The sequence below is a fragment of the Pseudomonas sp. B16(2017) genome, assembly GCF_002113205.1.
Lineage (GTDB): Bacteria > Pseudomonadota > Gammaproteobacteria > Pseudomonadales > Pseudomonadaceae > Aquipseudomonas > Aquipseudomonas pharyngis.
Genome location: NZ_NEKA01000002.1, coordinates 474,717 through 497,869, shown reverse-complemented (window position 1 = coordinate 497,869; position 23,153 = coordinate 474,717). Strand labels below are relative to the sequence as shown.

The 23,153-nt window shown below is 60.6% G+C and carries 23 protein-coding genes and 1 pseudogene; 9 read left to right on the top strand and 15 right to left on the bottom strand.

The window, feature by feature from the left end:
* Positions 1-7 precede the first annotated feature (7 nt).
* Complete coding sequence (locus CAG25_RS04950; RefSeq protein WP_064592738.1) at positions 8-808, bottom strand: phosphatase PAP2 family protein; 801 nt, start codon at positions 806-808, stop codon at positions 8-10.
* A gap of 104 nt (positions 809-912) precedes the next feature.
* Between CAG25_RS04950 and hslO the strand changes: the two genes are divergently transcribed.
* Positions 913-1,815, top strand: a complete 903-nt coding sequence (gene hslO / locus CAG25_RS04945; protein ID WP_011331968.1) for an Hsp33 family molecular chaperone HslO — start codon at positions 913-915, stop codon at positions 1,813-1,815.
* Between the two features lie 181 nt (positions 1,816-1,996).
* Complete coding sequence (locus CAG25_RS04940) at positions 1,997-3,538, top strand: phosphoenolpyruvate carboxykinase (protein ID WP_064382748.1); 1,542 nt, start codon at positions 1,997-1,999, stop codon at positions 3,536-3,538.
* A gap of 172 nt (positions 3,539-3,710) precedes the next feature.
* On the opposite strand, the gene CAG25_RS04935 is transcribed toward CAG25_RS04940, so the two are convergent.
* From CAG25_RS04935 to CAG25_RS04915, 5 genes are all read right to left on the bottom strand, one after another.
* The gene (locus tag CAG25_RS04935) at positions 3,711-3,983 is read right to left on the bottom strand and encodes a type II toxin-antitoxin system RelE/ParE family toxin (protein ID WP_007952681.1); all 273 of its coding nucleotides are present in this window, start codon (positions 3,981-3,983) and stop codon (positions 3,711-3,713) included.
* Positions 3,983-4,426, bottom strand: a complete 444-nt coding sequence (locus CAG25_RS04930) for a hypothetical protein (protein WP_085611243.1) — start codon at positions 4,424-4,426, stop codon at positions 3,983-3,985. The genes CAG25_RS04935 and CAG25_RS04930 overlap by 1 nt, the downstream gene beginning before the upstream one ends.
* Before the next feature lie 157 nt (positions 4,427-4,583).
* A complete protein-coding gene (locus CAG25_RS04925) occupies positions 4,584-4,883 on the bottom strand; it encodes a hypothetical protein (protein ID WP_039764593.1) in 300 nt (99 codons plus the stop codon).
* 343 nt (positions 4,884-5,226) lie between these two features.
* Entirely contained in the window at positions 5,227-6,354 is a 1,128-nt protein-coding gene (locus CAG25_RS04920; protein WP_085611197.1) for a hypothetical protein, read from the bottom strand.
* 102 nt (positions 6,355-6,456) lie between these two features.
* Positions 6,457-6,738: a hypothetical protein gene (locus CAG25_RS04915; protein WP_085611196.1), complete on the bottom strand. Its 282-nt coding sequence runs from the start codon at positions 6,736-6,738 to the stop codon at positions 6,457-6,459.
* 304 nt (positions 6,739-7,042) lie between these two features.
* Between CAG25_RS04915 and CAG25_RS04910 the strand changes: the two genes are divergently transcribed.
* Complete coding sequence (locus CAG25_RS04910) at positions 7,043-7,546, top strand: polysaccharide deacetylase (RefSeq protein ID WP_085611195.1); 504 nt, start codon at positions 7,043-7,045, stop codon at positions 7,544-7,546.
* A 17-nt stretch (positions 7,547-7,563) separates the two neighbouring features.
* Here CAG25_RS04910 and CAG25_RS28765 read toward each other — a convergent pair whose 3' ends face one another.
* Positions 7,564-7,698, bottom strand: a complete 135-nt coding sequence (locus tag CAG25_RS28765) for a hypothetical protein (RefSeq protein WP_256575320.1) — start codon at positions 7,696-7,698, stop codon at positions 7,564-7,566.
* Between the two features lie 234 nt (positions 7,699-7,932).
* Between CAG25_RS28765 and CAG25_RS04905 the strand changes: the two are divergent.
* The 3 genes and pseudogenes from CAG25_RS04905 to CAG25_RS04895 all read left to right on the top strand — a co-directional run bounded on the left by CAG25_RS04905 (position 7,933) and on the right by CAG25_RS04895 (position 11,643).
* A pseudogene (locus CAG25_RS04905) lies at positions 7,933-9,847 on the top strand (ATP-dependent DNA helicase RecQ).
* Between the two features lie 109 nt (positions 9,848-9,956).
* On the top strand, positions 9,957-11,180 hold the full coding sequence (locus CAG25_RS04900; protein WP_085611194.1) for a 3-hydroxyacyl-CoA dehydrogenase: 1,224 nt from the start codon (positions 9,957-9,959) through the stop codon (positions 11,178-11,180).
* Between the two features lie 31 nt (positions 11,181-11,211).
* Positions 11,212-11,643, top strand: coding sequence for a thioesterase family protein (locus CAG25_RS04895; protein WP_039764604.1), 432 nt, complete (start codon positions 11,212-11,214; stop codon positions 11,641-11,643).
* Positions 11,644-11,708: 65 nt separating this feature from the next.
* Here CAG25_RS04895 and CAG25_RS04890 read toward each other — a convergent pair whose 3' ends face one another.
* The 4 genes from CAG25_RS04890 to CAG25_RS04875 form a co-directional block, all read right to left on the bottom strand.
* Complete coding sequence (locus CAG25_RS04890; RefSeq protein WP_011331978.1) at positions 11,709-12,188, bottom strand: YMGG-like glycine zipper-containing protein; 480 nt, start codon at positions 12,186-12,188, stop codon at positions 11,709-11,711.
* A gap of 235 nt (positions 12,189-12,423) precedes the next feature.
* The gene (locus tag CAG25_RS04885; RefSeq protein ID WP_064592755.1) at positions 12,424-14,772 is read right to left on the bottom strand and encodes an FdhF/YdeP family oxidoreductase; all 2,349 of its coding nucleotides are present in this window, start codon (positions 14,770-14,772) and stop codon (positions 12,424-12,426) included.
* A complete protein-coding gene (gene fdhD / locus CAG25_RS04880) occupies positions 14,769-15,608 on the bottom strand; it encodes a formate dehydrogenase accessory sulfurtransferase FdhD (RefSeq protein ID WP_085611193.1) in 840 nt (279 codons plus the stop codon). The genes CAG25_RS04885 and fdhD overlap by 4 nt, the downstream gene beginning before the upstream one ends.
* Before the next feature lie 92 nt (positions 15,609-15,700).
* The gene (locus CAG25_RS04875) at positions 15,701-16,588 is read right to left on the bottom strand and encodes a LysR family transcriptional regulator (RefSeq protein WP_085611192.1); all 888 of its coding nucleotides are present in this window, start codon (positions 16,586-16,588) and stop codon (positions 15,701-15,703) included.
* A 137-nt stretch (positions 16,589-16,725) separates the two neighbouring features.
* On the opposite strand from CAG25_RS04875, the gene lysM reads away from it, so the two are divergent.
* Positions 16,726-17,166 (top strand): peptidoglycan-binding protein LysM, encoded by a 441-nt coding sequence (lysM, locus tag CAG25_RS04870; protein ID WP_039764611.1) that lies wholly within the window; start codon positions 16,726-16,728, stop codon positions 17,164-17,166.
* Between the two features lie 102 nt (positions 17,167-17,268).
* Here lysM and yrfG read toward each other — a convergent pair whose 3' ends face one another.
* Complete coding sequence (yrfG, locus tag CAG25_RS04865) at positions 17,269-17,931, bottom strand: GMP/IMP nucleotidase (RefSeq protein WP_085611191.1); 663 nt, start codon at positions 17,929-17,931, stop codon at positions 17,269-17,271.
* Positions 17,932-18,019: 88 nt separating this feature from the next.
* Between yrfG and nudE the strand changes: the two genes are divergently transcribed.
* Entirely contained in the window at positions 18,020-18,589 is a 570-nt protein-coding gene (gene nudE / locus CAG25_RS04860) for an ADP compounds hydrolase NudE (RefSeq protein ID WP_064592763.1), read from the top strand.
* 1 nt (position 18,590) lies between these two features.
* Complete coding sequence (cysQ, locus tag CAG25_RS04855; protein ID WP_085611242.1) at positions 18,591-19,424, top strand: 3'(2'),5'-bisphosphate nucleotidase CysQ; 834 nt, start codon at positions 18,591-18,593, stop codon at positions 19,422-19,424.
* A 13-nt stretch (positions 19,425-19,437) separates the two neighbouring features.
* On the opposite strand, the gene CAG25_RS04850 is transcribed toward cysQ, so the two are convergent.
* Genes CAG25_RS04850 through CAG25_RS04840 form a run of 3 tightly spaced genes read right to left on the bottom strand, consistent with a single transcriptional unit; the run spans position 19,438 to position 23,127 of the window.
* The gene (locus CAG25_RS04850) at positions 19,438-19,893 is read right to left on the bottom strand and encodes a thioesterase domain-containing protein (RefSeq protein ID WP_085611190.1); all 456 of its coding nucleotides are present in this window, start codon (positions 19,891-19,893) and stop codon (positions 19,438-19,440) included.
* A 40-nt stretch (positions 19,894-19,933) separates the two neighbouring features.
* The gene (locus tag CAG25_RS04845) at positions 19,934-21,322 is read right to left on the bottom strand and encodes a sigma-54 dependent transcriptional regulator (RefSeq protein ID WP_007952638.1); all 1,389 of its coding nucleotides are present in this window, start codon (positions 21,320-21,322) and stop codon (positions 19,934-19,936) included.
* Entirely contained in the window at positions 21,319-23,127 is a 1,809-nt protein-coding gene (locus CAG25_RS04840; protein WP_085611189.1) for an ATP-binding protein, read from the bottom strand. Before CAG25_RS04840 ends, CAG25_RS04845 begins: the two co-directional genes overlap by 4 nt.
* Between the last annotated feature and the right edge of the window lie 26 nt (positions 23,128-23,153).

The following is a 23,153-nucleotide window of genomic DNA, read 5'->3' as shown; positions in this document are numbered from 1 at the left end:
CCGTTGATTACTGCGCGGACACTACACTCATCCGCGAAACCACCGGCAGCTTGCCCAGCAACCGGAAGACCGGTGCCGTGACCTTCAACCAGAAGTTCGCCGCGTGATAAGCAAACGGGGTGTAGTAACCCCAGCCCAGTGCCCACACCGCCAGCAGCATGCCGCCGATGTAATCGTCCTGGCCCCAATGAGCACCGGCGACCAGACGCGGCAACATGAACAGCAGCGCCAGGCCCCAGATCACCAGAAACTGACCAGCCGTACGGCTGAACACGCCCATGAACAGCGCCCAGATCAGCAGCACCGAGGCGTGATCACCGGGGAAGCTCTGGCTCGAGCGATCTTTCAGCTCCCAGGTCTTCTCCAGATGCGGGAAGTAATCGCTGATATGCACGGCACCTTCGAGCACCATCGACGGGCTGCTGTGCTGCCAGCCCATGTGATCGGAGAACTTGGAAAACAGCGCGCGGATCACCACCATCAGCAGCAGGATCGAGAAAAAACCGAAAAAGGCGCGGCGCACGTCAATCGCCCTGAACACCCAGTCGCCCTTGATCAGCAGCGTCAGCAGAATCAGGCCGACGACGATGTCGAACGGTCGCAGACTTGCAATTGCCCAGATGTGGAGCCATATGGGGTTGCTGGCCAGCGGTGCGTTGAGTGAGCGGAACAGCCACTCGTCGAAAATCACACACAGCATCTGACCTGTAGGCCATAACCAGAAAGCCAGTAGTGCCAATGGCACAACGTTGCACAGAACCAGCCGGCCGAGGTTCCACCTTGATTGGAACAAACCCGGATTGTTCATAAAATGCCTCCCGTGGCTGAACATCGGCATCAAAAAGGATGCCAGAAGCGCGGGATTTTCATTCTTTGTAACCATTTTGTCATCACATTCAGATACCCAGACCTATGACCGATTTCCTCGATACCGATTACACCCAACGCTTCATCTTCGATGACAGCGACACGCGCGGCGAACTGGTGTCGCTGGAGCGCAGCTACGCCGAAGTGCTCGCCAAGCACCCGTACCCGGAACCGGTTGCGCAATTGCTGGGCGAACTGATGGCCGCCGCCTCGTTGCTGGTGGGCACCCTGAAATTCGATGGCTTGCTGATTCTTCAGGCCCGTTCCGAAGGCCCGATCCCGCTGTTGATGATCGAGTGCTCCAGCGAGCGCGAAATCCGCGGCCTGGCGCGCTATCACGCCGAGCAGATTCCTGCCGACGCGACCCTCGGCGACCTGATGCCGAACGGTGTCCTGGCCTTGACCGTCGACCCGATCGCTGGCCAGCGTTATCAGGGCATCGTTGATCTCGACGGCGAAACCCTGTCCGACTGCTTCACCAACTATTTCGTCATGTCCCAGCAGGTCGGCACTCGCTTCAAGCTGTGCGCCGACGGCCGTCGTGCCCGTGGTTTGCTGCTGCAGCAACTGCCGGCCGATCGCCTGAAAGACGAAGAAGAACGCGCCGCCAGCTGGCAGCACATCACCGCGCTGGGCAACACCCTGACCGCTGATGAACTGTTGAGCCTGGACAACGAAACGGTTCTGCACCGCCTCTACCATGAAGAGCAGGTTCGTCTGTTCGATGTGCAGAAACTGCGCTTCCACTGCAGCTGCTCCCGCGAGCGTTCGGGTAACGCACTGGTCAGCCTGGGTCTGGAAGATGCGCAGGCACTGGTGGCCGAGCAAGGTGGCCAAGTCGAGATCGATTGCCAGTTCTGCAACCAGCGCTACCTGTTCGACGCGGCAGATATCGCTCAATTGTTCGCTGGCGCGGGCGTCGAGACGCCGTCAGATACCCGGCACTAAAACGGTTCAGCGCAGGTAAATTCACTGCTCAACGACGGAATTACGCCGTTACGACGGGAGGGCCCTACTCTTTTTGGGCTTTTCTGGCATAATCCGGCCCACTTTTTTCGCGGTAGTAGTGCACGACTTTCTACTACAAAACGTTTGGAGCACACTCGGCCACTGGCCGACGGGGAACCTCATGACGCAAGCCAATAACGCCGTGTACACCGATCTGAGTGTTGATGATCTGGTAAAAGAAGCCCTGAACCGCGGTGAAGGCGAGCTTGCCGATACCGGCGCTCTGGTTGTTCGCACCGGTCACCGCACCGGCCGTTCGCCAGTCGACCGTTTCATCGTTGAAGAGCCTTCCACCCAGGCTGCCATTGCCTGGGGCCCGATCAACCGCAAGTTCCCGGCCGACAAGTTCGACGCGCTGTGGGCTCGTGTTGAAGCATTCAACAACGCGCAAGAGCATTTCGTTTCCCACGTGCATGTAGGCGCGGCCGAAGATCACTACCTGGCCGTGAAGATGACCACCCAGACTGCCTGGCAGAACCTGTTCGGTCGTTGCCTGTTCATCAACCCGGCCCAGTACAACCCGGCCGGTCGCGAAGAGTGGCAAGTGCTGAACGTCGCCAACTTCGAGTGCGTGCCAGAGCGTGACGGCACCAACTCCGACGGTTGCGTGATCATCAACTTCGCCCAGAAGAAAGTGCTGATCGCCGGCATGCGTTACGCCGGTGAAATGAAGAAAGCCATGTTCTCCGTGCAGAACTTCCTGCTGCCGGCCGCCGACGTGCTGCCAATGCACTGCGCTGCCAACATCGGCGAAGACGGCGACGTGACCCTGTTCTTCGGTCTGTCGGGCACCGGCAAGACCACCCTGTCCGCCGACGAAAGCCGTTACCTGATCGGTGACGACGAACACGGCTGGGGCGAAGGCGTTGTCTTCAACATCGAAGGCGGCTGCTACGCCAAGTGCATCGACTTGTCCGAGAAGAACGAGCCGGTCATCTGGAAAGCCATCAAGCACGGCGCGGTGTTGGAAAACGTCGTGATCGACGACGCCAAGCACGCCGACTACGCCGATGTCAGCCTGACCCAGAACAGCCGCGCGGCCTACCCGCTGGAGCACGTTGCCAAGCGTTCCGAGAAGAACCTGGGCGGCGAGCCAAACGCTGTGATCTTCCTGACCTGCGACCTGACCGGCGTCCTGCCGCCAGTGTCGATCCTCAACGAAGAACAAGCGGCCTACCACTTCCTGTCCGGCTACACCGCACTGGTGGGCTCGACTGAAATGGGTTCGGGCAGCGGCATCAAGTCGACCTTCTCCACCTGCTTCGGCGCACCGTTCTTCCCGCGTCCGGCCGGCGAGTACGCTGAACTGCTGATCAAGCGCATCCGCGGCTTCGGCTCCAAGGTCTACCTGGTCAACACCGGCTGGACCGGCGGCGGTTACGGCGTCGGCAAACGCTTCAACATCCCGACCACCCGCGCGGTGATCGCAGCGATCCAGAGCGGCGCGCTGATCGGTGCAGCCACCGAGCACCTGGACACCATCAACCTGGACGTGCCACTGGCCGTACCGGGCGTCGAAACCAACCTGCTCAACCCACGCAACACTTGGGCTGACAAGGCTGCGTACGACGAAGCTGCAAAAGCACTGGCCGGTCTGTTCATCGAGAACTTCAAGAAGTTCGAAGTGAGCGACGCGATCAAGGCTGCCGGGCCTAAGTTGTAAGACTGGGTTTGTAGCGAATGAAAAAGCCGCCTCTTGAGGGCGGCTTTTTTGTGGGTGATGGGTTGGACTTCATTGTCAGATCAACTGCCATTATTCCCGCAGAATCCGCGTTAAACAGCCAGAATAATGCTACTTAAGGAGGCGCGAACTCCTAGCGTTTTCTCCCCAGCCATCATGGCCATTGCCGTCTGGTATGCAGCACTCGTAGCATTTCCACAACATCAACTTTGACTGTGTAGATGATGACGTAGTTTGGAGTGACGACGATTTCGCGGGTACCTCCCGCGATACCTTTTCGGTACAGGGCTGGGTGGTGCCGAGCGCTTTCTCCTTTCAGTTCGAAGGCCTCATCAAGTTCAATCGCTGCAGCGGGATTTTCCTGGCCGATACGCTCCATGATGTTGTCTCGGTCATCCAGCGCCTCTTGGCGCCAGACCAACCTCATCAACGTACTCGCTGACGCAGGGCATCCCGCTTGGCGGCAAATATCCTGCGAGCGTCTTCATCGCTGACGCTGGGTCTTGGGTCATCAATACTGATTTGTACCTGTTGCTTGACCCATTCCTCATACGCAGCTGCTTCATGAGCTTGTTTCATCGCTTCGGCGCGATCAGGGCGGGCATAGGTTTTTATCTGAAGAGGGTCATAACTGGAGGCGTCCACATCGAAGTGATTGATGCCCACCCCTTGCAGGTAGGTCACCAGTGTTTCGAACCGCTTGAACAGCCGCACCTGACCACTGCGCTGTGCGGTCAGTGAATATTCTTTGCTTCCTTGCTGAATCTGAATCGACCAGCCACCCGGTTTGGCGACGATATGTGCGCTACTGATCGAGCCGTTCTCAAACAGCCGCGTGAGAGTGCTGTGATCAATGGTTTCAGTGGTCATGAAGGCAAGCCCTTGGTTGAACAATGGCTCCCATCGTACGCAATCAATAATAGTTTGCAAAATCCTGATCCTTAAGTTTCGCGCCGGAGATGTCAGCGTCAGTGTTCGAGATAGGGGCAGGCAGTTCTAGCTGTGAACACGCCTGCCGAGGAGTTCGTCAGGCCGGGGCTTTCCAGTTGAGCATTCGCTGCTGGGCGACCTGGAGCAGGTCATAGCCGTCTTTGGTGAGAAGGTAGAGCGCGTGGGTGATGTGCGGGATGTCTTCAACGTCGGCGTGTTTGAAGCAGAGGCAGTAGAGGGTTTGCAGCAGGTCGCTTGATGCGCGCAGGCGCTGGACGGCGCATTCGAGGATGTCTTGCGGGTTGGCTTCGGTGTCGATGACCAGGGGCTTGGTGTCGGTGAGGTTGGAGTCGAGTGGGCGGTAGCGATTGGAGTGGAGCTCGTTCCATGATTTCATTTTTTCTATCTCTGTAGGCATCAATGAACCGCTGCTACCGTGACCAAGCGGTGGAGGCGGACTGTGTTCAAGTTGGTCAAACCGGCAGAGATAACCCGGTACGCCGAAGCGTCCCAAACACAGCCCGCCATAAAGCGTGCCGACAGAAATAGGTCGGCAGCATACAAGGGCATGCATCAGTTATCTCTGTTTTTCAGGTGACCAAACCTGAATCGCTGATTGGGTAGCGATGCTCACAACTATAGATTTGGGCTAACAGGCGCCGATAGAAGACAAGGCGCCGCTGCGTGTAGGAACGGGATGTAGATTCGGGCAGTCCGTTCCTACAGATCAATCACGGTTTTCAACGAATAGCCCGATACCCCTCAACATCCAGCACACTCGTCGTCAGCCCGGTCGCCGGGGTGTAGATCGCGCCTTTCACCGTCGAGAACGGCACGCCTTTGCTGCCCAGCGATACGTAGCGTTCGCCTTGATCCAGTTCGGTGAACCAGGTGTAGGAACACTTTTCCATCGCCTTGTATTTCACCGCCGCGTTGACGATGGCGGCGGTGTGGTTGCGAAGGTCGGTGTCGGTGAGGTTGAGGTTCTTGTCGAGGACGGTGCCCCAGCGTTTCAGGCAGACCTCGGCAAAGTGACGGACGATGAGGCCGGGTTCGGCCAGCACTTTTGGACCACTGTTGCCGTCGGCGGAGGCGTTGCCGACCAGGGTGGCGTGACGGCCGGGCATGGGGAAGATGCTGGTCTTGGTGCCGGTCGCGGTTTGCGGAATGACGCAGCTGAAACCCTTGGAGCGTTCATCCCGCGCATAGAAACCCACATATTCTTTTACGTTGCTGTTGAGCTTTACCCGGTGTTCCTGAAAGTTACCGATGCCCGGCACCGGGTCGATGGCAAAGATATTCACTGGAATGTTTTTCAGTGCACTGTCGTTAAACATGGCATTGGCCAGCATATGACAACTGATACCGCCGCGGCTCCAGCCCACCAGATTGACTTTTGTTGGAATAACACCGTCCTTGCGAAAGGTTTTGATAATTTGCTCCTGTAACTTCTGTTGCGTGACGCTGCGATCACCATAGTTATATTTACGCCACAGCCAGGAACCTTCGACTTTTACATCTTCAATCGGAATGCCGGCGGCTTTGAGGCGGTTGTATTCCGCTTCGGTCAATTGCTCGCGCTGCCAGTCACATTGGCCTTTGATGATGTTCATCGCGTGCTGGACGTTTTCCTCCCAGCCCTTGCCGAACAGGGTTCCGCTGAGGCCGTAGTCCTTTGATTGGGTAAACAGCTCATCGGCTTGCAGGTTGCTGGTGCCGGGGCCGTCGACCACGATCCAGTCGGCGAACTCGCGCCCGGTGTGGTGAGCGGCAAGTGTGGAGACCAATTCCCCATTCCAATAGTTAACGTGTGCATTATCAAACTTTGTCGAACCTGTACCGCAGAAGAAAATAGTCAGAGTTGTCATGTTATTGCTCTTGGTTGATGTAAGAGCAGACAGACTAGTTCCGGTTTTTGTTGTAATGGAAGCGATGGGTTGTTGCGAACTTTGTAAGTGTGGCTGGTAGTGTTATTTATTTATTTGTTGTCTGGCAACTTCCAGCAAGTCACAACCGTCTTGGGTCAATAAATAAAGCGCATTGACGATGTTGGGAATATCTTTCACATCGGCCTGTTTGAAACACAAGCAGTAAAGAGTTTCCAGCAGATCGCTGGCGGCGCGCAGGCGTTGGTCGGCGGCATTGAGCAGGTCGCCCGGTTTTGCTTCGGTGTCGATAACCAATACCGGTTTTTCAATGTCGCAAGTCTTGAGAGGGCGAAAACGGGGATTCAGCGGTTTGTACATATTCATGATCAAGGTGTGTCCCTTACGAAGTCGCTTCGGTGAGCCGACACAGAGTTTCCAGTCGCGCCAGCCACTATAGAAGGGGGCTGACCGCAGGGACAAGACGGCCGCAATGGACAGATTTCGTAAGGGTTTTTTCCACGATATGGGCATTTGCCCTACATGTTTTTTCGGTTTTTCAAAGCCAAACCCTTATTGGCGAATTTTCCGACGTGATTATCAGGCGTTTCAAAGTAAACCTCTGTATGGTGCGCGCCAGAATCCGTAGGGCGTTTCCAAACGTCCGACACAGACTTAAAGGGAATTAGGTATGCAGTGGCTACGAATGGCCTCGATCGTTTTGTTGTGGGTAAGTGGCTGTCGTTTGGCGTTGGCCTCCGACACGGGCAACGGGTTGGTGCTTGCCAACCTGGAGCGCACCGGTTGGCCCGACGCGCTCGCCACTCAGGCCGACATCGACACAGCTTCCCGCGCTGAGGTGCTGGTTTTCGGCAAGGCTCTGCTGGCGAGCGAAGCCCTGGACGAACCGGGACTCACGCAACGACTGGGCGTGCAGCAAATACAGCTCAAGTCGATCAGACAAGTACGCGACGGTCTGTGGGATCGCTTGCTCAACACCTACCGCAATGCCAGCACTCACTGCGACGAGAAAGCATTTTGCCCCCGGGTGCGCAGTGTTGCCGACTTGCGTCAACTGGCGGCAGCCTTCACCGGCGATATCAGCCCGGCTCATGCACGATGGGCGAGCCAGAGCCTCGATGTGCATGAACGGGTCCTGGATGAGCAATTGCGGGTAGCCGTATTGCGGCCCTGACACAGCGCTTGTGGGGGTTAAGTCGAGGGCGCTGCGGTGACGGTCACGGCGCTGGCCAGGATCGGCGGAAAGTCTTCGGGAGAGGGTGTGCAGCCTCCCAGCAGCAGGGATGCAAAGATAAGGGCGAGGGGCAGTTTCAAGTTGTTCGACATGTTCACTCCTTGGTAAAAATCCATGCGCATGGGCCGTCCTGGCTCAAGGCGTGACGGACATTACCCTCGGATCGCTTCACCCGGCGATGAACAAAGTGTTTCATTTGTTTGATCCCTTGACCGTGCCGTCGACGCTGTATCATCCCGTATCGATTTGACCCCCGACCTATTCTCGACGCGCTGAGATCGCCCGCTAGGCTGTTGGCATCACAGCGGTCAACGGAGTGACAGCGAATGCACAACACCCTGGAACAGGTTTTCGGTTATCCACAGTTTCGACCCGGTCAGGAGGCCGCGATCAGCGCTGTTCTCGCCGGGCGTTCGGCAGCCGCAATATTTCCCACCGGCTCCGGCAAGTCCCTTTGTTACCAGGTCCCGGCACTGTTGCTTCCACATCTGACGCTGGTGGTCTCGCCGCTGCTGGCGCTGATGCAGGATCAGCTCGAGTTCTTGCGCCGGCACGGGATATCCGCAGGCAGCATCGATTCGGCGCAGAGCCGCGAAGACGCCAACGATGTGATGGCCCGCGCCCGTTCGGGCGAACTGAAGATCCTGATGATTTCCGTGGAGCGTTTGAAGAACGAGCGCTTTCGCAACTTTTTGCAGCAGGTGCCGATCTCGCTGCTGGTGGTGGATGAGGCGCACTGCATCTCCGAGTGGGGCCACAACTTCCGCCCCGACTACCTCAAGCTGCCGGACTATCAGCGTCAGTTCAACATCCCGCAAACCCTGCTGCTGACCGCCACTGCAACGCCAAAAGTCATCGCCGACATGCAGGCGAAATTCGCCATCGCGGCAGACGATGTGGTGACCACCGGTTTCTATCGGCCCAACCTCAATCTGCTGGTCGAGCCGGTGCGTGGGCAGGACAAGCGCCGGCGTCTGGTGGAGTGGATGAACGAGCGCGCAGGTCAGCCGAGCATCGTCTACGTGACCCTGCAGAAAACCGCCGAGCAGATTGCTGAACATCTGGAGCGCAATGGCATTCAGGCCGAGGCTTATCACGCCGGTTTGCCCCATGAGCAACGGGACGCGATCCAGAAGCGCTTCATGGGCGGGCAGTCCGATTGCATCGTCGCCACCATCGCCTTCGGTATGGGCATCGACAAAAGCGACATCCGCAACGTGGTGCATTTCGACCTGCCCAAATCCATCGAAAACTACAGCCAGGAAATCGGCCGTGCAGGGCGTGACGGGCAACCGTCTGATTGTCTGGTACTGGCCAACCGCGACAGCCTCAACGTGCTGGAAAACTTCGTGTATGGCGACACGCCGGAACAGGAGGGCATTCGTCATGTGCTGGACGAGCTGCAGGCCGCCGCGCCGGAAGGCCAATGGGAGTTTCTGCTCGGGCCGCTGGCGGATCAGAGCAACATTCGCGCGTTGCCTTTGAAGACGTTGTTGGTGCAGTTGGAGCTGCGAGGACTGATTGCCCCGCGCTACGCGTACTACGCCGAGTACCGTTTCAAATACCTGCTGGAGCCCGAGGCGTTGCTTGAGCGTTTTGAGGGTGAACGCAGGGATTTCGTCGCCGCGATCATCCAGACCTCAAGCCGCGCGCGTACCTGGGCCACGGTGAATTTCCAGGCGATGTACGAGCAGTATTCCGCCGAGCGTAACCGCGTGGTGAAAGCGCTGGATTATTTCCAGGAAAAGGGCTGGGTCGAGCTTGAGAGCAAGCAGATGACCGAGGTCTACAACGTTCTGCGCGGCGATTTCGACAGCCAGACCCTGAGCGCTGAACTGCATGACTATTTCACCCGCCATGAGCAAACCGAAGTGGCGCGGATTCACGCCATGCTCGAGCTGTTCGCCACCGAGCGATGCCTCGGATATCGGCTGGCGGAATATTTTGGCGATCACAATGCGCCGCAGCAGTGCGGACATTGCTCGGTGTGTCACGGGCACATCGCCCGGCTCCCGGCGCCTCCGGAATTGCCGGCGCTTGTGGATAAAAGTTTTGCGGCGTTGTGTGGAGAATTTATCCACAGGCATCAACAACTGACCGGCAGTGCTCCGTCGGCCGAGCGGCTGACCCGGTTTCTCTGCGGAATCAGTGTGCCGCTGTTTACCAAACTCAAGGCGCTTTGCAGCGCTGGAGGAATATCCCTACGCCGAGGTCCGGGCCTGGGCTCAGACGCATCTTTGAGATTCCGAATCCATCTGCTGAATGTCGATCATCACGGCAATGAACTTCAAAAATGCCCGGTGGCTGACTATGGTGATGGCTGTCTTCGGATCGCCAACAAGAGAACAACATGAGCCAGACATCCTTCGCTATTCAGCAGGCCGCCGTGATCGGCGCCGGCACCATGGGCCGCGGCATTGTCATGTGCCTGGCCAACGCCGGCGTGTCAGTGCAGTGGGTCGATAACAATCCACAGATGCTTGAGCAGGCGCTGTCCACCGTGGCCGAGACCTACGCGCACAACGTGCGACAGGGGCGGATCGATCAGACCGAAGCCGATGCGCGGATTGCCCGTGTCAGCGCGGCGGCGGACTATGTGGCAATCCGCAACGTCGACCTGGTGATCGAAGCGGTGTACGAGAACCTCGAGCTCAAGCAGAAGATCTTCCGCGAGCTCGATGGCGTGTTGAAACCCGAGGCGCTGCTGGCGAGCAATACTTCGGCGCTGGATATCGACGCCATTGCCGCCGCGACACGGCGACCGGCTCAAGTGCTGGGCCTGCATTTCTTCAGCCCGGCGCACATCATGAAGTTGCTGGAAATAGTCCGTGGCGCACAAACTTCTCCGGCTGTGCTTGAAGCCGCTCTGGAGCTGGGCAAGCGCATGGGCAAGGTCAGTGTGGTGTCGGGCAACTGCCACGGTTTTATCGGCAACCGCATGCTGCATCCGTATGTGCTCGAAGCGCGCAAGATGTTGCTTGAAGGGGCGTACCCACACCAGGTCGATGCGGCGTTGCAGAGCTTCGGTTTTGCCATGGGGCCGTTTCGCATGTACGACGTGGTCGGCATCGATCTCGAGTGGCGTGCCCGCGAACTGGCGGGCAAGGGGCAGGATGCACCGGAGGTTCAAGTGGATAACCGTCTGTGCGAGTTGGGCCGGTTCGGTCAGAAGTCCGGCAACGGTTATTACCACTACGAACCGGGCAGTCGACAGGCCGAGCATGATCCCGAGGTCGATGCGCTGGTGTTGAACGTCAGCGAAGGGTTGGGGTTTCATCGCCGGGATATTGGCTCGGAGGAGATCCTTGAGCGGTGCCTGCTGGCGTTGGTCAACGAGGGCGCGAAGATCCTGCAGGAAGGGATTGCCGAGTCGGCGTATGACATCGATCAGGTTTATCTGAATGGCTACGGCTTCCCGGCAGAGAGAGGCGGGCCGATGGCCTGGGCGGATGACCAGGGGCTGGCCGACATTCACAAGCGATTGCTGGCGCTGGAGACCCGGCAGGGCGATCACTGGCGGCCGGCGCCATTGATTGGCGAGCTGGCGGCGCGCGGCAAGGGTTTTTATCTTTAGACTGAGCAGGTCACTTCAGGAATCGACACTGATGTCCAACCCGATGCCGCAACGCAGCGATTACCCGCACTTCCAGCCGATCACCACGCGCTGGCACGACAACGACGCCTACGGTCACGTCAACAACGTCACCTATTACAGCTTCTTCGACACCGCGGTGAACACGTACCTCATCCAGGTCGGAGGGCTGGATATCCATGACGGCGAGGTGGTGGGGTTTGTGGTCAGTTCGTCTTGCGACTATTTCGCGTCGATCGCTTTTCCGGATCGAATCGAGATCGGCTTGCGGGTAGGCAAGCTGGGTAATAGTTCGGTGCAATACGAGCTGGCGGTGTTCAAGGCCGAAGAAGACGAGGCCTGTGCCGCCGGGCGCTTCGTGCATGTGTTTGTCGACCGGGCGTCCAATCAGCCGGTATCGATTCCAACCCGATTGCGCGAAGCGCTGGAACGCCTGGCGATGTGACAGGCAAAAAAAATCGCAGCCCGGGGGAGCTGCGATCTGGATGTATCGGCTAAAGAGGCCTGGCCTCAGTCGCGGTAGTAGCGGTGATGCTTGCGATGGCCATAGGCATGGCCACGACCTGGGTGACGGTCACGGTAGTAGCGACGATCATCATGGCGACGGTCGTAATGACGATCATCGTCATCGCTCTTGTTGCCCATGTAGTTGCCCAGCGCGCCACCCGCGCCGCCGCCGGCTGCTGCGCCGATCAGGCTGCCGGTGGTGCCGCCCATGCTGCGGCCGACCACGTTGCCGCCGGCTGCGCCCAGCGCACCGCCAATGGCTGCTTCACCACGGCTGCGCTTGTCGGCGCCCACCGCACTACCACCCGCGCCGCCCAGGGCTGCGCCGATGGTTGAACCTGTACTGCCGCCTAACGATTGACCGACGACCGAGCCAAGAACCCCGCCCAATGCGCCGCCCACACCTGCTTCGGTGGTGCCTCCGGCAGAAGCGAAGCCACTGACCAGGCCAAGGGACAACAAGAGAATCGAGGAGAACTTCATAGAGGAGCCTCAAAGGGATGACGGCGCGATCCTGAGGCTCTGGAATGGGCGTGACAATCGAAATCCGACGAATAGCACGACCTGTATACAATTCTGCAAGTTGCTGATTTTTGGGCGGAACTTAACGGTTTTTCGCCGGTCTTTATCTACTTCGGACAGGCCGCTTTGATCACAAAGCGGCCTTTTTTGTGGGCGTTCTAAAAGTGCTCGCGAAGGCGCCCGTTCAGGCGCCGTATCAGGCCGATCTGGCCATGATCAGCCCCGTTTCGCTCGCCGCTTCCAGGCGAATGGCAATGAACTTCGACGTCGGCGTATGGCTGCCATCGCCAGTGCTCTCCAACGGCACCAGCGGATTCACCTCAGGGTAATAAGCCGCTGCCTGCCCTGCAGGAATATCGAACGCCAAGAGCGTGAAGCCCTTCACCCGACGCTCACGACCATCGTCCCACAGCGACACGATGTCAGCCTTCTGCCCCGGCTTGAAGCCCAGACGGATGATGTCGGCTTCGTTGGCGAACAACACATCGCGCTGTCCCTTCACCCCGCGATAACGATCGTCGAGACCATAAATCGTGGTGTTGTACTGATCATGTGAGCGCATCGATTGCAGGATCAGGTCCGGCAGTTTGCCGGTGGCGCGAGTGCGTTCGTGGATCAGGTCCTTGGGGAGCATGTTTGGCTTGAAGTTGGCCCGGCCCGACGTGGTGTTCCACTTGCGCGCGCCGGCGCTGTTGCCGAGGTAGAAGCCGCCCGGGTTCTTGACCTTCTCGTTGAAGTCCTTGAAGCCCGGAATGGTGTCGGCGATCAACTCGCGGATGCGCCGGTAGTCGGCCACCAGCCAGTTCCAGTCCACCGGTTTGCTGCCCAGGGTCGCGGCGGCGATGCCGGCGATGATCGACGGCTCGGAGCGCATCTGGTTCGACAGCGGCTGCAACTGACCGTTGGAGGCGTGCACCATGCTGAACGAGTCTTCCACGGTGACGGCTTGCGGGCCTTCGGTCTGGATATCGATGTCGGTACGGCCCAGGCACGGCAGGATCAGCGCGTCCTTGCCGTGGGCCAGGTGGCTGCGATTGAGCTTGGTGCTGATCTGCACCGTCAGGTCACAGTTGCTCAGGGCCTGGAAGGTGCGCGGGCTGTCCGGCGTGGCCTGGGCGAAGTTGCCGCCCAGACCGATAAACACCTTGGCGCGACCTTCGGCCATCGCGTGAATCGCTTCGACCACGTTGTGCCCGTTGTGACGTGGCACCTTGAACTGGAAGCGGCGCTCAAGGGAATCAAGGAACGCCACCGGCGGACGTTCGTTGATGCCCATGGTGCGGTCGCCCTGCACGTTACTGTGGCCGCGCACCGGGCACAGACCGGCGCCGGGTTTGCCAATGTTGCCGCGCAGCAGCATCAGGTTGGCGATCTCCTGGATGGTCGGCACCGAGTGGCGATGCTGGGTGATGCCCATCGCCCAGCACATGATCACGTTCTTGCCTTTGGCGTACATGCGCGCCGCTTGCTCGATTTCCACCAGGGTCAGGCCGGACTGGGTGACGATCTGCTCCCAAGGGGTATCGTCGACGACACCAATGTACTCGAGCACATTGACGCTGTGCTCATTGAGGAAATCGTGATCGAACACGGCCGGTGCGCCAGCCTTCTGCGCATCGCGCTCCCATTGCAGCAGGAACTTGGCCATGCCGCGCAGCACCGCCATGTCGCCGCCCAGCGCCGGGCGGAAATACGCGGTGTTGGTCGGCTTGTCGCCGTTGGTGAGCATTTCCAGCGGATGCTGCGGATGCTGGAAGCGTTCCAGGCCGCGTTCTTTCAGCGGGTTGACGCACACTACCTGGGCACCGCGTTTCACCGCTTCACGCAGCGGTTCGAGCATGCGCGGGTGGTTGGTGCCGGGGTTCTGGCCCCAGACAAAAATCGCATCGGCATGTTCGAAGTCGTCGAAGGTCACGGTGCCTTTGCCGACGCCGACACTCTGCGCCAGGGCCACGCCGCTGGCCTCGTGGCACATGTTCGAGCAGTCGGGGAAGTTGTTGGTGCCGAAGGCGCGCACGAACAGTTGATACAGATACGCCGCTTCGTTGCTGGCGCGGCCCGAGGTGTAGAACTCGGCCTGATCCGGGCTCGACAGCGCTTGCAGGTGTTTGCCGATCAGCGCGTAGGCATCGTCCCAGCTGATGGGTTTGTAGCGGTCGGTTTCGGCGTCATACACCAGCGGTTCGGTCAGACGACCTTGATATTCAAGCCAGTAGTCGCTCTGCTCCAGCAACGAGGTGACGCTGTGCTTGGCGAAGAACTTGCCGTCGACCCGACGCTTGGTCGCTTCCCAGTTCACCGCTTTGGCGCCGTTCTCGCAGAATTTGACCATGCCGCTTTCCGGCGAGTCGCCCCAGGCGCAGCCCGGGCAGTCGAAGCCGCCGTTCTGGTTGGTCTTGAGCATCATGCGCAGGTTTTTCAGCGCGTTGTCGCTGGTCAACCAGGCCTGGGCCACGCTGATCAGGGCGCCCCAGCCACCGGCCGGGCCCTTGTAAGGCTTGTAGCGCGGAACGGGTTTCTGGTCGGCTTGATGATGTTGGCTCACGGGTGTTTCTCCATTTCTGGGCTATACACCCGCGGCGCGTTCTTCTGCGGCAGGTGGATGAGATTGAGGTTGTGGCGTCGCGCCCATTGCACGGCGAGACCGGTAGGCGCGGACAGGCTGACCAGGGTCTGAATCCCGGCCCGCAGGACTTTCTGGATCAATTCGAGGCTGCAACGGCTGGTGACAATTGCCAGGCCGCCGGCTGTGGATATCTTTTGCCGGATCAGACCGCCGATCAGCTTGTCGAGGGCGTTGTGCCGGCCGATGTCTTCGCGGCCCAACAGCAATTCACCGCTGGCGTTCATGAACACCGCCGCGTGCACTGCGCCGCAATGCTGACCCAGCGGTTGGAATGCGCCGATACGCTGGCGCAAACCATCGAGCCATTCGGCGGGCGGCAAAGGTGCGCCGGGCAAGACCTTGAGGTCAGGCAGCGCCTGCTCCACCGCTTCCACGCCGCACAGTCCGCAACCGCTGGTGCCGGCCAGTTGCCGCCGCTGCTGCTTGAGGTTCCAGAAGGCGCGGTTGGCGATGGTCACTTGCGCGTATTGCGCCGAGCCCGAACCGCTCAGTTGCAGGTCGTAGATGTCCGAGGCGTCTTCGATGATGCCGCTGCCGAGGCTGAAGCCGACGATGAAGTCTTCAAGGTCGGTCGGCGTCACCAGCATCACGGCCTGACTGATGCCATTGTAGGCAATCGCCAACGCGACTTCTTCGGCCAGCGCGGTGCTGGCCGATTCCGCGAGGGGGAGATCGCTGTAGCTGTAGGTCTGACTGGCGGCTGGCGCGGGCGTCTCGAGAGCAGGCGCCGCGCAGGCCGGGCGCTTGGCGTTCATGGCATCACCGACGGATTGATCAACGTTAAGACTAGGCGCGGCAAGATGTCGCGTCTAATCGCTAGTGTCGATCCTTCGATAGATGCCGTCGATCAAGTGTCCGTGGGTGATTTTTGATAGAGCGCGAAACAGGCCTCGGCCAGCGCCGAGCGTGGGGCGCCGCGACGCATGATCAGGCCCAGTCGGGCGAGGGTCTGGGCGTTTTCGATGGGTTGCAGGCGCAGATGATCGGTCAGGTTTTCCAGGCCGCCATCCAGTGGCATCACCGCACAGCACAAGCCGCCGTGCACCGCTTGCAACAATTGGTGAACGGCGTCGGTTTGCAGTAACGGCTGCGGCGTCAGGCCACGACTGTGGAAGTTATGGTCGATGGACTGGCGAAAGTGCATGCCGCTGGTGAGCATGCCCAGGGGCAGTTCGATCAGCGATTCCCAACTCAGCGGTGCCTCACCAAAGTTGAAGAACCTCTGGTCGTAGAGCAGACCCATCTGCGTTTCGCTGAACGCCAGGGATTCAAACCGCTCGCCGTCGAGGCGGTCCAGGTAAGACACGCCAATGTCGATGCGATTGTTCGCCAGTTGCTCTAGAACCTGTTCGGAGCTCAGCGAGGACAGTTCGAAGCGCAGGTTCGGATGTTGCGCGTGCAGGCGCTGCATCAACGGCAGTGCATCGAAACTCGACAACGGCACCACGCCCAGGCGCAGGGTGCCGATCAGATTGCCGCGACAGGCCGCCGCTTCCGCCTGCAAACCGTCGTAGGCCGCCAGTACCGTGCGCGCCCAGGCCAGCACCCGTTCGCCCGGCGCGGTGAACCCTTCGAAGCGCTGGCCACGGTTGACCAGTGGCAGGTCGAGTTCTTCCTCGAGGCTGCGCAGGCGCATCGACAGGGTGGGCTGGGTGATGTGGCAGCGGGCGGCGGCCTGGCCGAAGTGGCGGGTTTCGTCGAGGGCGATGAGGAATTTCAGCTGCTTGATGTCCATCTTCGCTCCGGGGCGCTGGCAGGGGTGGGCGATTCTACCGCTTGAGTGACGGCAGGGTCATTGGTCGGCTTGGAACCGGGTTTGTCCGGGGTGGTCTAGGCTTGGGCGTCTGGAACCCAAATCAAGGAGTGTGCGCCATGAGTCTTTTGAGCTTTGTGAAAGAAGCGGGTGAGAAACTGCTCGACCTGCTGACCCCCGGCAACGCCAATGCCAGCGAGCAGTTGAAGGAACACATCAGCAAGGTCGGGTTGGGTAACCCGAATGTCCAGGCAACCGTGGACGGGGACAAGGTGACCGTTACCGGTGAAGTGGCGAGCCAGGAAGAGAAAGAGAAGATTCTTCTGGCAGTGGGCAACATTGCCGGTGTCGGCAGCGTCGATGACCAGATCACCGTGACCGGGCCGGTTGTGGCGGCGGCGCGTTTTGTGGTCGTGAAGAAGGGCGACACCCTCAGCGCGATTTCCCTGGCGGTGTATGGCAACGCCAACCAGTACAACAAGATCTTCGAGGCCAACAAGCCACTGCTGTCACACCCGGACAAGATTTATCCGGGGCAGACGCTGCGTATTCCCGAGTAACCGCAGATACCGCAGATACCGCTATCGCGAGCAGGCTCGCTCCCACATTGGAATGCATTTCAGTTGTGGGAGCGAGCCTGCTCGCGATGGGGACGATGCGGTCTACAGGCCCGCAATCAAATCCCGATAATCCTCGACCGCCGCGAACTCCCCGGTGTCCTTCGGCCCTTTGCGGCTGTCCGGCTCTTTCACGGCCAACAGATGCGCCACGCCGAAATTCCGTGCACTGCGCAGGATCGGCAAGGTGTCGTCGATGAACAGACTACGCGCCGGGTCAAAACCGATGTCGGCCTGCAAGGCGTCCCAGAATTGCGGGTCTTCCTTGGGGAAACCGTAATCGTGGGAGCTGATCAGCCGCTCGAAGTACGGCGCCAGTTCGATGCGTTCCAGTTTCAGCGACAGTGAATCGCGGTGGGCGTTGGTGATCATCACCACGCGTTTGCCGGCTCGCTTGATCGCCTCCAGAAAAGTGTCGGCGTCCGGGCGCAGGGCGATCAGGTGGGCGGTTTCCCGTTTCAGTTCGCGAACTGACAGCTTCAGTTCGGCGCTCCAGAAGTCCAGGCAGTACCATTGCAACTGACCGGCATGGCGCTCGAACAACGGCTGCAATTCCATTTCCGCCATGGCCCGGCTCACGCCATGCAGTTCGGCGTAGCGCTGCGGCAGGTGTTCGAGCCAGAAGTGGTTGTCGAAGTGCAGGTCCAGCAACGTGCCGTCCATGTCGAGCAGAACGGTATCGATGTCGGACCACGGTAATGAAGGCATGGCAACGTCTCGAACGGTAGAAAGATATCCGACGCAAACAATCGGAAAAGCCGCGTTATAGTAGCGCGTTCACGCCAAGGAGCTTTGCATGCGCCAGAAACCCACCGTACTCGCCCGCGAGATCGTCGCCACCAGCCGGCTGTTCTGCGTCGAAGAGCTGAAGCTGCGTTTCTCCAATGGCGTGGAACGCACCTACGAGCGACTGGTCGGCAAGGGCGCCGGCTATGGCGCGGTGATGATCGTGGCGATGCTCGATGCCGAGCACGCGGTGCTGGTCGAAGAATACTGCGGCGGTACCGACGAATATGAACTGTCGCTGCCCAAAGGCCTGATCGAGCCCGGCGAAGATGTGCTGGCTGCCGCCGAACGCGAGCTCAAGGAAGAAGCCGGTTATGGCGCGCGACAGCTGGAGCATCTGACCGAGTTGTCGTTATCCCCCGGTTACATGAGCCAGAAAATCCAGGTGGTGCTGGCCACCGACCTGTACGAAGAGCGTCTCGAAGGCGACGAACCCGAGCCGATGCGTGTAGACAAAGTCAATCTGCGACAGCTGTCGGCACTGGCGCAGAATCCGAATTTCAGTGAGGGCCGCGCCCTGGCGGCGCTGTACCTGACCCGCGATCTGCTGACCCAGCGCGGATTTTTCAGTCATGAGTGAGATATCGATGAATTTTCCCCATCCGTTGATGGCGCCGGTGGTTGAACTGGCCCTGCGGGCCGGTGAGGCGATCCTGCCGTTCTGGCGTGCCGATGTGGCGGTCACCGCCAAGTCCGATGATTCGCCGGTGACGGCGGCGGACATGGCCGCTCACCACGTGATCGTGGCGGGCCTGACGGCGCTGGACCCGAGCATTCCGGTGCTGTCCGAAGAGGACGCCAACATCCCGCAAAGCGTGCGCGCCGGCTGGCAGCGCTGGTGGCTGGTGGATCCGCTGGATGGCACTAAGGAGTTCATCAGCGGCAGTGAGGAATTCACCGTCAACATTGCGTTGATCGAAAACGGCCGGGTGATGTTCGGTGTGGTGTCGATGCCGACCAACGGGCGGTTCTACGTCGGCGGCGCGGGACTCGGTGCCTGGCGCGGCGACACGGGCGGCACGCCGGTGGCGATTCAGGTTCGTGACGTACCGGGGCCTGGCGAAGCGTTCACCGTGGTTGCCAGCCGCCGTCATTCGAGTCCGGAGCAGGAACGCTTGCTGGCCGGTTTGAGCGTCAGCCTTGGCGAGTTGCAGCTGGCCAACATCGGCAGTTCGCTGAAATTCTGTCTGCTGGCCGAAGGTGCGGCGGATTGTTACCCGCGACTGGCGCCGACTTCGCAATGGGACACGGCGGCGGCGCAGGGCGTTCTGGAAGGGGCGGGCGGTGAAGTGCTCGACCTGAGTGGCGCAGCGTTCTGTTACCCAGCTCGGGAGTCTTTGTTGAACAGTTTCTTCCTGGCGTTGCCGGCGAAAGCCGCATGGCGGGCGAAGCTGCTCGAACTCGCCCGCTCGTAAGCGTGTTCAGTCTTCAGCGGTGCAGGACGTACTGCCCGCTGAACGTCACTGCATCCTCATCGCTCCCGGCATTGACGACCCGCGTGTGCAGCGTCAGTCGCGCCCGCCCGTAGCGCTGATACATTGTCAGAAATTTCTTCCACTGCGCTGCGCTCGGTGACGGGCAAATCGCAATGGCATCACCGGTCACCGGCAGTGGATAACTGATCTGCCCCTCCTGGATCACGATGTGGCCGTCGGTGATGCCTTCTTCCTTCAATCGCAGATGCAGCCAGCCCCAACCGGCCAGCACCGCGCCGCAATACAGGCTGCCGCCGAACATGGTGCTCTTGTGATTGACGTTGGCGTCCAGCGGCAAGTGCAGGCGTAGTTGCTGTTCCTGCCAGTCGAGCACCTTGAGGCCCATGTCCCGGGTCAGCGGGATGTCGTGGTGAAGAACGGATTCCAGATAACGACTGTCGTGCTTCATGCCCGGACCTCTTGCGGCAGAAAAGTGAATTGAGCGTGCTTCATTCGGATTCGTCGGAATGGCCGCCGCTGCCAGCGAAATTCAGCCCGTGCTTGCGCAGTTTGTCGTGCAGGGTCTTGCGCGGAATGCCCAGGGCTTCGGCGAGACTGCGCACGGAACCGTGAGAGCGGGCCAGTTCGGCGGCGATGAGGGATTTCTCGAAATTTTCCACTTGTTCGCTGAGCCCTCCCGCCGTGATTTCGACGGTGGTGCCGGGGCTGCCATCGGGTTGCGTGTTGTCCAGTGCCAGTTCCAGGCCGAGGGCAAAGCGCTCCGCCGCGTTCTGCAATTCCCGCACGTTGCCCGGCCATGAATGGCGCAGCAGCAACGCCCGTTGCGCCGGTTGCAGTTCATGCGGTGGTAGACCGTGGCGGGCGCTGGCTTCGTCGGCGTAATGCTGGAATAGCATCAGCGCGTCCTCGCCCCGTTCACGCAGTGGCGGAATGCGCAGCGGTGCCACGTTGAGGCGGTAATACAGGTCGGCACGGAAGCGTCCCTGATCGGCGGCCTGACGCAGGTCTTCCTTGGTCGCGGCGATGACGCGGATGTCCAGCGGGATCAACTGATTGCCGCCCAGCCGTTCGACCACGCGCTCCTGCAGCATGCGCAGCAGTTTGACCTGCACGTCCATGCTCATGCTTTCGATTTCGTCTAGGAACAGCGTGCCGCCATTGGCGAATTCGAACTTGCCGATCCGGCGCTTTTGCGCGCCGGTGAAGGCGCCGGGTTCATGGCCGAACAGTTCGCTCTCGACCACCGACTCGGCCAGCGCCCCAGCGTTGATCGCCACGAACGGGCCGTTGCGCCGGCTCGACAGATCGTGCAGGGCGCGGGCGACGACTTCCTTGCCGGCACCGGTTTCGCCGAGGATCAAGACGTCGGCCTTGGTCGCCGCCAGCGCGCCGATCTGCTCGCGCAGGCGCGACATCGGCGCCGACTGACCGACCAGCCGCGCGCTCAACTCGTTGCGATCACTCAGGGCCATGCGCAGGCTTCGGTTGTCCAGCACCAGACGCCGCAGGGCCAGGGCGCGGCGCACGCTGTCGAGCAGGGCGTCGCTGGCGAAGGGCTTTTCCAGAAAGTCGTAGGCACCCGCGCGCATGGCTTGTACGGCCAGCGGCACATCGCCGTGGCCAGTGATCAGCAGCACCGGCAGCTCCGGATCCTGGGCGTGCAGTTCGCTCAGCAGTTCCAGGCCATCCATGCCGGGCATGCGGATGTCGCTGACCACCACGCCCGGCCAGTCGCGCTCCAGTTGCGCGGCCAGACCCTTGGCCTCGGACAGCGGAAGAATTTTCAGGCCGGCCAGATCCAGAGTCTGGCCAAGGGCCTGACGCAGGTGTGGATCGTCGTCGATCAGCACCACCTGAATGCGGTTGTCGATGGTCATGCGCTTCGATCCTCGGACGGTTGCAGGCTGACCCCGGGCGCGCCGGCGCGCAGCCGCAGGGTGATCAAGGCGCCACCTTGCTTGTGGTTGGCGAACGACAGTTCACCGCCGAAGGCGCGCATCAGGGTTTCGCAAATGGCCAACCCCAGACCCAGACCCTGGGTGCGGGTCTTGGTCGTGTAAAACGGTTCGCTGGCACGGCCCAGCGCTTCCATGCAGAAACCCGGGCCGTTGTCGCGAATGTACAGGTTGACGCCTTCGTCGGTGGATTCGGCACTCAGCCACAATTTGCGCGGCGGGCCTTTTTCGGTCAGGGCGTCGAGGGCGTTGGCCAGCAGGTTGCCCAGTACCTGGCGCAGACGGGTTTCCCCGGCCTCGACCCACAAGGTCGCGGCGGGCAGGTCGCGGATCAGTTCGACATCCATGCTCCGGCGACGTTTGGCCAGCAAGGCAAGTGCGTCGTCCAGCGCCGGTTGCAGGGCCACGCTTTCCGGGGCGTGGCGGTCACGGCGGGCGAAGGCGCGCAGGTGGGCGATGATCGAGGCCATGCGCCCGGTCAGCTCGCTGATCAGTTTGAGGTTGCCGCGGGCATCTTCGGTGCGTTGGTGGTCGAGCAGCACTTCGGCGTTTTCGGCGTAGCTGCGGATCGCCGCCAGCGGCTGGTTGAGTTCGTGGCTGATGCTCGCCGACATCGTCCCCAGCGCCGAGAGTTTGCCGGCCTGCACCAGATCGTCCTGGGCGCGCACCAGTTCCTGCTGGGCCTGTTCGCGTTCCAGCACTTCCTGTTTCAGGCGGCGGTTGAGGCCTTCGAGATCGCTGGTACGTTCGGCGACCCGTCCTTCGAGTTCCCGTCGGGCCTTGGCTTCGAAGGCGATCCGTTCCAGGTAATGACGACGACGCTGCATCATCAGGCCCAGCAACAGCATCACCACCAGCAAGGTGGCGCCGCCGATCGCCACCACCGTGCGCACCGGTCGGTCGATCAAGGTGCGCGGGGCGAGGATGCTGACGCTCCAGCCGGTTTCCGCGATCTCCTGGGTTTGCGGCAACCACGCGGTCGGGCTCAGGTTCAGCGGGCGTGGCTCGCGGGTCGGGTAGGGCTGGATCGCGGCGATCGCCGCGCGCTCGGTATCACTCAGAGTGCGCGTTGCGCGAAAACGCCATTCCGGGCGCGAGGTGAGGATGACCACGCCGTTGTGGTCGGTCACCAGCAGTTGTTCCGGGGTTTTGCCCCACAGGCTTTCGGTGTGGTCGAGGTCAACCTTGATCACCAGCACGCCGATGATTTTTTCGCCGTTGCGCACGGCGGCGGCGAAGAAGTAGCCGCGCTTGGCAGAGGTAGTGCCCAACCCGAAGAAGCGCCCGAGGCGTCCGGCCATGGCTTCGCTGAAGTACGGCCGGAATGAGAAATTGCGCCCGACGAAGCTGTCGTGTTTGTCCCAGTTGGACGCCGCGAGCGTCTGGCCGCTGGTGTCCATCAGGTACATGACTTCGGCGCCGGTCTGTGCGGCGATATTCTTCAACAGGCGGTTGGCGTTGCCTTGGGTCACGCCGTCGTCCGGCGCCCCGAGCACCGCGCGCAGGGCCGGCAGGTCGCCGAGGATTTGCGGCAGCACTTCATAGCGATGCAGCGTGCCCAACAGGTTGGCGACGTAGAGGTCGAGGGTCTGGCGATTCTGACCGGCCAGTTCGCTGCGGTAATAGCGCTCGGCCAGATGTTCCAGCGGCCACAGCAGCGGTGCCAGGCACAGAGCCAGCAGGGCAAGACTGCGCCAGCGGGGGCGACGGGGAAGGGTCGGAGTCATGAGCATCGAGCGCCTGTGGGTACAGG